The following is a 5,192-nucleotide window of genomic DNA, read 5'->3' as shown; positions in this document are numbered from 1 at the left end:
GGTTTTAAATATAATACCTATCACTGGTGTGACATTGCCATTTGTAAGCTATGGTGGTAGCTCATTGATCTCACAGACTATCAATATAGGTTTACTGTTCTTTATAAATACAAATGAAAAAGGTGATACTCATGAGTAATCTGCCAAAAAAAATAAATTATATTAAGTGGTTTTTTATAATAGCTTTTTTAGGAATAGGAATATATTTATTAGTCTTTAACTTTTTTCAAGCTAAATATATATATTCTAATTCCTATAATAAAAGGCTAAGAATACAAAATACAGATATAGTCAGAGGTGATATACTGGATAGAAACGATACAGTTTTAGCAAGCAGCAAAGTAAAAAATGGAAATTCTAATAGAGTCTATGAATTTGGAAGACACTTTTCTCATATTATCGGATATCATTCACAACAATTAGGCTCTACAGGAATTGAAGCTTTATATGACAAGGAACTTACCTCTTCACATATTGTGAATATTATAAAAAGCAAAATCAATAATGAACCTATTAAGGGAAATACTGTGAAGCTTACTTTAGATAAAACTATTCAAGTATATGCATCAGAGCTGCTTGGAAGCAAAAAAGGCTCATTAGTTGCTCTTAACCCTAAAACCGGTGAAGTCTTGGCTCTTGTAAGTAAGCCTGATTTTAATCCATCAAAAATAAATGCTAACTGGAATAGCCTAATAGAAAACGAGAACAGCCCTCTTCTTAACCGGGCTATAGATGGGTTGTATCCACCAGGTTCAATTTTTAAAATAATAACTACCTCTGCAGCCTTGTATGGGAACTACAAAGATTTAGTAATCGATTGTACTGGTAGTGTTAATATTAATGGATATGAAATGAAAGATAGTAATAATAAAGGGCATGGCACTATAAACCTTGATAAAGCCTTTACCCTATCCTGCAATTCCTATTTTGTAAACCTAGGACTAAAGCTTGGAAGTGAAAACATGTACAATGAGGCAGTTAAATTTAAATTTAATAAGAAACTATCTAGTTATGTCCTATCCAAAACCAGTAACTTTAACAAAAAAGACGATGAGAAATCTTTAGCTCAACAATCTATAGGACAAGGAGATGTGCTTATTACTCCAATTCATGCTGCTTCAATTGCTGCAATTATAGCTAATGACGGAGTCTTAATGCCTCCCTATACCCTCTCAGAGATTATTGATATGAACGGTAATTCCGTAAAAATTTCAAAGTCAATAAAAGGGGAGAGAATAATAGATTCTGATAAAGCAAAAGTGATTAAAGATATGATGTCAAATGTGGTGAAGTCAGGTACTGGAAAGAGGGCAAAACTAAGCGGTATTGATGTGGCAGGTAAGACAGGTACGGCAGAAAATCCACATGGTAAACCTCACTCATGGTTCATAGGTTTTGCACCTGCTGAAGATCCTCAAATAGCTATTGCAGTTATTATAGAAAACGGTGGCAGTGGTGGAAGCAATGCGGCTCCCATAGCCGGTAAAGTTATAAAAAAAGCTTTGGCAAATATGAGAAAAAAATAAAGGAGAGATCCCTATAGGGACTCTCCTTCGTTTTTAGATAGCTGATTTACCTGCTTTTTTGACTTAACTCTCAAGAAAGCAAATGATGCGGCTATTATAACTATACCTATTATATCCGAATATGCTCCCGGATATATACATAATAACCCAGATATAAATAGTATTACACGATGAATCTTGTTAACATGTGTAAAGAAGAAGCCTTCCATTGCAGCACCAATACCAAACATACCAATTAATGAAGTGGCAATAATCATAATAACGCTTGAAAAAGTTGTATTTATCATTAATATTTGTGTATTAAATACAAACATATAAGGTATTATGAAAGCTGCAATAGCTATTTTACTTGCATTTACACCAGTCTTTAATGGATTACCACCAGCTATAGCTGAACCAGCAAAGGCTGCAAGAGCTACAGGTGGCGTTACATCTGCCACTATACCAAAGTAGAAGGTAAACATGTGTGCTGCTAAAGCCGGTACTCCTAGTTTCATAATTGCCGGAGCTGCTATTGTTGAGGTAATTATATAGTTAGCAGTAGTAGGTGCTCCCATGCCCAGTATCAATGATGTAATCATTGTAAATACCAAAGTCAGCAATAAATTTCCACCAGCCAAGCTAACTAACCCGTTTCCTAACTTTAATCCTAAACCTGTTAAAGTAACTGTTCCTACAATTATTCCTGCTGAAGCGCATGCTATCGCAACCCCAAGAGCACTTTTTGCACCAGATTCTAAAGCTTCTAATAAACTCTTTAAATTCAATCTTGTTTCTTTTCTCACTGCCCCAGCTACTACTGATATTATTATTCCATAAAGAGCAGCTTTAATTGGTGTTGCTCCATTTACCAGAAAATATACAATAGCAACTATAGGTAACAGCAAATATCCTCTTTGTACCATAATTTTTGTAAACTTGGGGAGTTTATCCCCTTCTAAACCTTTTAAACCTGTTTTTCTAGCTTCCAAGTCAACCATAATCCATATACCAGTAAAATATAGTATGGCAGGTATAACAGCTGCTTTTGCTATTGTAATATAAGGTACTCCAATAAATTCTACCATTAAAAATGCTGCTGCGCCCATAATAGGTGGCATTATCTGTCCACCAGTAGAAGCGGCTGCCTCAACTGCACCAGCAAACTCTGGTTTATAACCTAAGCTCTTCATAAGAGGAATTGTGAAGCTACCAGTTCCTACTGTATTAGCAACAGAGCTACCTGAGATTGTACCAGTTAAAGCACTGCTCAATACAGATACTTTTGCAGGTCCTCCAACAGCCTTTCCAGCAATAGAATTTGCTAAATCAATGAAAAATCTTCCTATACCTGTTTTATCTAAGAAAGAACCAAATAGTATAAATAAGAAAATGAAGGTAGAAGAAACTCCTATTGGTATACCTAGTATTCCTTCAGTAGTATAATACATATGACTTGCTATTCTAGATAATGAGTAACCACGATGATTTAGAAATCCTGGCATATAGGGTCCAAATTTCGCATAAAGCAAAAATGTGCTTGCAATAATTACTATGGGTAATCCTACAACTCTCCTTGTAGCTTCTAATACTAAAAGTACTGCTGCCCACGCAACAATGATATCTAAAGTTGTCTGCTCTCCTGCACGGTATATTAAAGCTTCATAGTTAAAACTTATATAAAGACCTACAACTGCTCCTAAAGCGGCAAGGCAAATATCACTCCAGTGCATTTTGTTTCTAGGCATGTTTTTTTTGGCAGGATAAAGCAAGTATGCAAGAACCAAAGCAAATGTCAAATGTACAGATCTTTGTATCTGTGCCGGCAATACACCTGCAAAGGCAGTGTACAAATGGAATAAAGAAAATAATATAGCCAGAACAGCAATGAACCTTCCTATAGGACCTGCTATTCTTCTATATGCTGATTCCTTGTCATATTTTGCTATTATCTCATCAAAATCTATTTCCTTTACCTCTTCTTTAAGGTTTTTTTCTTCATTCATGATTTAACCTCCTTAAGAGTGCATATAGTGATACTTTTTGTATTTTGAAATATGCTGTTTTTCCTGGTTCCACAAAATCAGACAATTTATATGTCTTGTTGTCAATATGCAAACTATGATTTGCAACTCTACCAATAAATATTGAAAATGAATCCATCTTAATATTTAAATTATCGATATGAACCATTCCGTCCTTTAATACTGGTTTTTGCTTATAATCTTCATAATCTGGCATTCCTGCACCGTAAGAATAAAAGGAAGTCTTATAAACAACAAAATGATTATCAATAATTCTGTAATACTCATAAACAGGCATTCTGTTTACTGAATGGGTAAAGCTTGTATAAAATTCCTTATTATCAAATGCTCTATCAGAGAATACTATCTTCCCTGTTTCTGTATCAGTGATGGTTAGCATATTAAAAAAAGGTAAGAATAATACGATAATTACTAAAACGACTATAGTAGCAACTATATATCTATTCTTCATGTGAAATACCGGACCGGATATTACCGGTCCGGTGTTATCCTCCCTGTGTTTAAATTAATCCATTAAGCCCTTCTCTTTGAAGTATTTTTCTGCACCTGGATGGAATGGTATTGATATACCCTTTACAGCCTCTTCTAATACTAATTCTGCTCCCTTTGCATGAGCCTGTGCAAGTTCTGGCTGGTTTTCAAATAATGTCTTGGTAATATTATATATTACATCTTCAGAAGCCTGAGAGTTAGTAGCTAATGTAGCCATAACCGCAACAGTCTTAACATCTGAGTCTTGTCCCTTATATGTGCCAGCAGGTATAGTGTACTCAACAAAGAATGGATATTTCTGAGTTAATGCTGCTATTACATCATCGGTAAGTGAAACCAGAACTATATCATTCTGAGCTGTAATATCTTGTATTGCAGCATTAGGAATACCTGAAGTAACAAAGAAACTTTCGATATGTTTATCTTTATAAGCGTCTGCAGATTCAGAGAAAGATAAATAGCTAACATTCATGTCGTTATAAGTAAGTCCAGTAGCATCGAATATCTGTCTAGCATTCGCTTCAACACCGCTGCCTGGAGCTCCAACAGATACTTTTTTGCCTTTCATGTCTTTAACATTAGTTATGCCACTATCGGGGGAAGCAACTATTTGTACAATTTCAGGATACAATGTAGCAATACCTCTAATGTTTTCGATTTTTGCGCCTTCAAAAGCTTCAGTTCCATTATAAGCATAATCAATCATATCATTTTGAACTATTGCTAATTCAGCTTCATTCTGTCCAAGAAGCTTGCAATTTTCAACTGAAGCACCTGTTGCTTGAGCGGTTACATTCATGTTTGGAATCTTTGAGTTAAAGATTTGTGCCATGGCTCCGCCATAAGGATAATAGGTTCCAGAAGTTCCTCCTGTTGCAAGGATCATGTTTGTTTTTGCTGGTGCACATGCTGTGAATACTAAAGCAAGCATGAGCATTAGTGCTAATAAGATAGCAAAATTCTTTTTCATAAAACCCCTCCTAAAATAAATTTTCTGAATCTGTAATTTGATTGTAATATTACAGTAACTCAAAATAACAAAAAAAAACTAAAACTAACAATATTGTTAGAAAATTAGGAAACTTTGTACAAGCTAAAAGGGGTTTTCATATTCTTCCAACATCACCAGAAGCCTTCTGATGAATGTTTT

At 34.7% G+C, this 5,192-nt stretch carries 5 protein-coding genes; 2 read left to right on the top strand and 3 right to left on the bottom strand.

Annotation, left to right across the window (positions count from 1 at the left end; genetic code table 11):
• The first annotated feature begins 28 nt into the window (after positions 1–28).
• Positions 29–139 carry an FtsW/RodA/SpoVE family cell cycle protein gene (locus ACESM9_RS14185; RefSeq protein ID WP_373000084.1) on the top strand — a complete coding sequence of 37 codons (111 nt, stop codon included), beginning with the start codon at positions 29–31 and terminating at the stop codon, positions 137–139.
• Positions 114–1,526, top strand: coding sequence for a peptidoglycan D,D-transpeptidase FtsI family protein (locus ACESM9_RS14180; RefSeq protein ID WP_373000081.1), 1,413 nt, complete (start codon positions 114–116; stop codon positions 1,524–1,526). Before ACESM9_RS14185 ends, ACESM9_RS14180 begins: the two co-directional genes overlap by 26 nt.
• A gap of 11 nt (positions 1,527–1,537) precedes the next feature.
• Here the strand turns inward: ACESM9_RS14180 and ACESM9_RS14175 are convergent, their stop codons facing one another.
• From ACESM9_RS14175 to ACESM9_RS14165, 3 genes are read right to left on the bottom strand one after another with little or no spacing between them, the layout of a single operon-like run.
• Positions 1,538–3,511, bottom strand: a complete 1,974-nt coding sequence (locus ACESM9_RS14175) for a TRAP transporter permease (RefSeq protein WP_373000078.1) — start codon at positions 3,509–3,511, stop codon at positions 1,538–1,540.
• Positions 3,504–4,001 (bottom strand): DUF1850 domain-containing protein, encoded by a 498-nt coding sequence (locus ACESM9_RS14170; protein ID WP_373000075.1) that lies wholly within the window; start codon positions 3,999–4,001, stop codon positions 3,504–3,506. Before ACESM9_RS14170 ends, ACESM9_RS14175 begins: the two co-directional genes overlap by 8 nt.
• 54 nt (positions 4,002–4,055) lie before the next feature.
• Entirely contained in the window at positions 4,056–5,012 is a 957-nt protein-coding gene (locus tag ACESM9_RS14165) for a TAXI family TRAP transporter solute-binding subunit (RefSeq protein ID WP_373000073.1), read from the bottom strand.
• Between the last annotated feature and the right edge of the window lie 180 nt (positions 5,013–5,192).

This window comes from Lutispora sp., from assembly GCF_041687175.1.
Lineage (GTDB): Bacteria > Bacillota > Clostridia > Lutisporales > Lutisporaceae > Lutispora.
This window is presented reverse-complemented; position numbering and strand designations above follow the sequence as displayed.

Coding starts and splice junctions, on each gene's coding strand:
- ACESM9_RS14180 (WP_373000081.1), top strand. CDS start 114: ATGAAAAAGGTGATACTCATGAGTAATCTGCCAAAAAAAATAAATTAT.
- ACESM9_RS14175 (WP_373000078.1), bottom strand. CDS start 3,511: ATGAATGAAGAAAAAAACCTTAAAGAAGAGGTAAAGGAAATAGATTTT.
- ACESM9_RS14170 (WP_373000075.1), bottom strand. CDS start 4,001: ATGAAGAATAGATATATAGTTGCTACTATAGTCGTTTTAGTAATTATC.
- ACESM9_RS14165 (WP_373000073.1), bottom strand. CDS start 5,012: ATGAAAAAGAATTTTGCTATCTTATTAGCACTAATGCTCATGCTTGCT.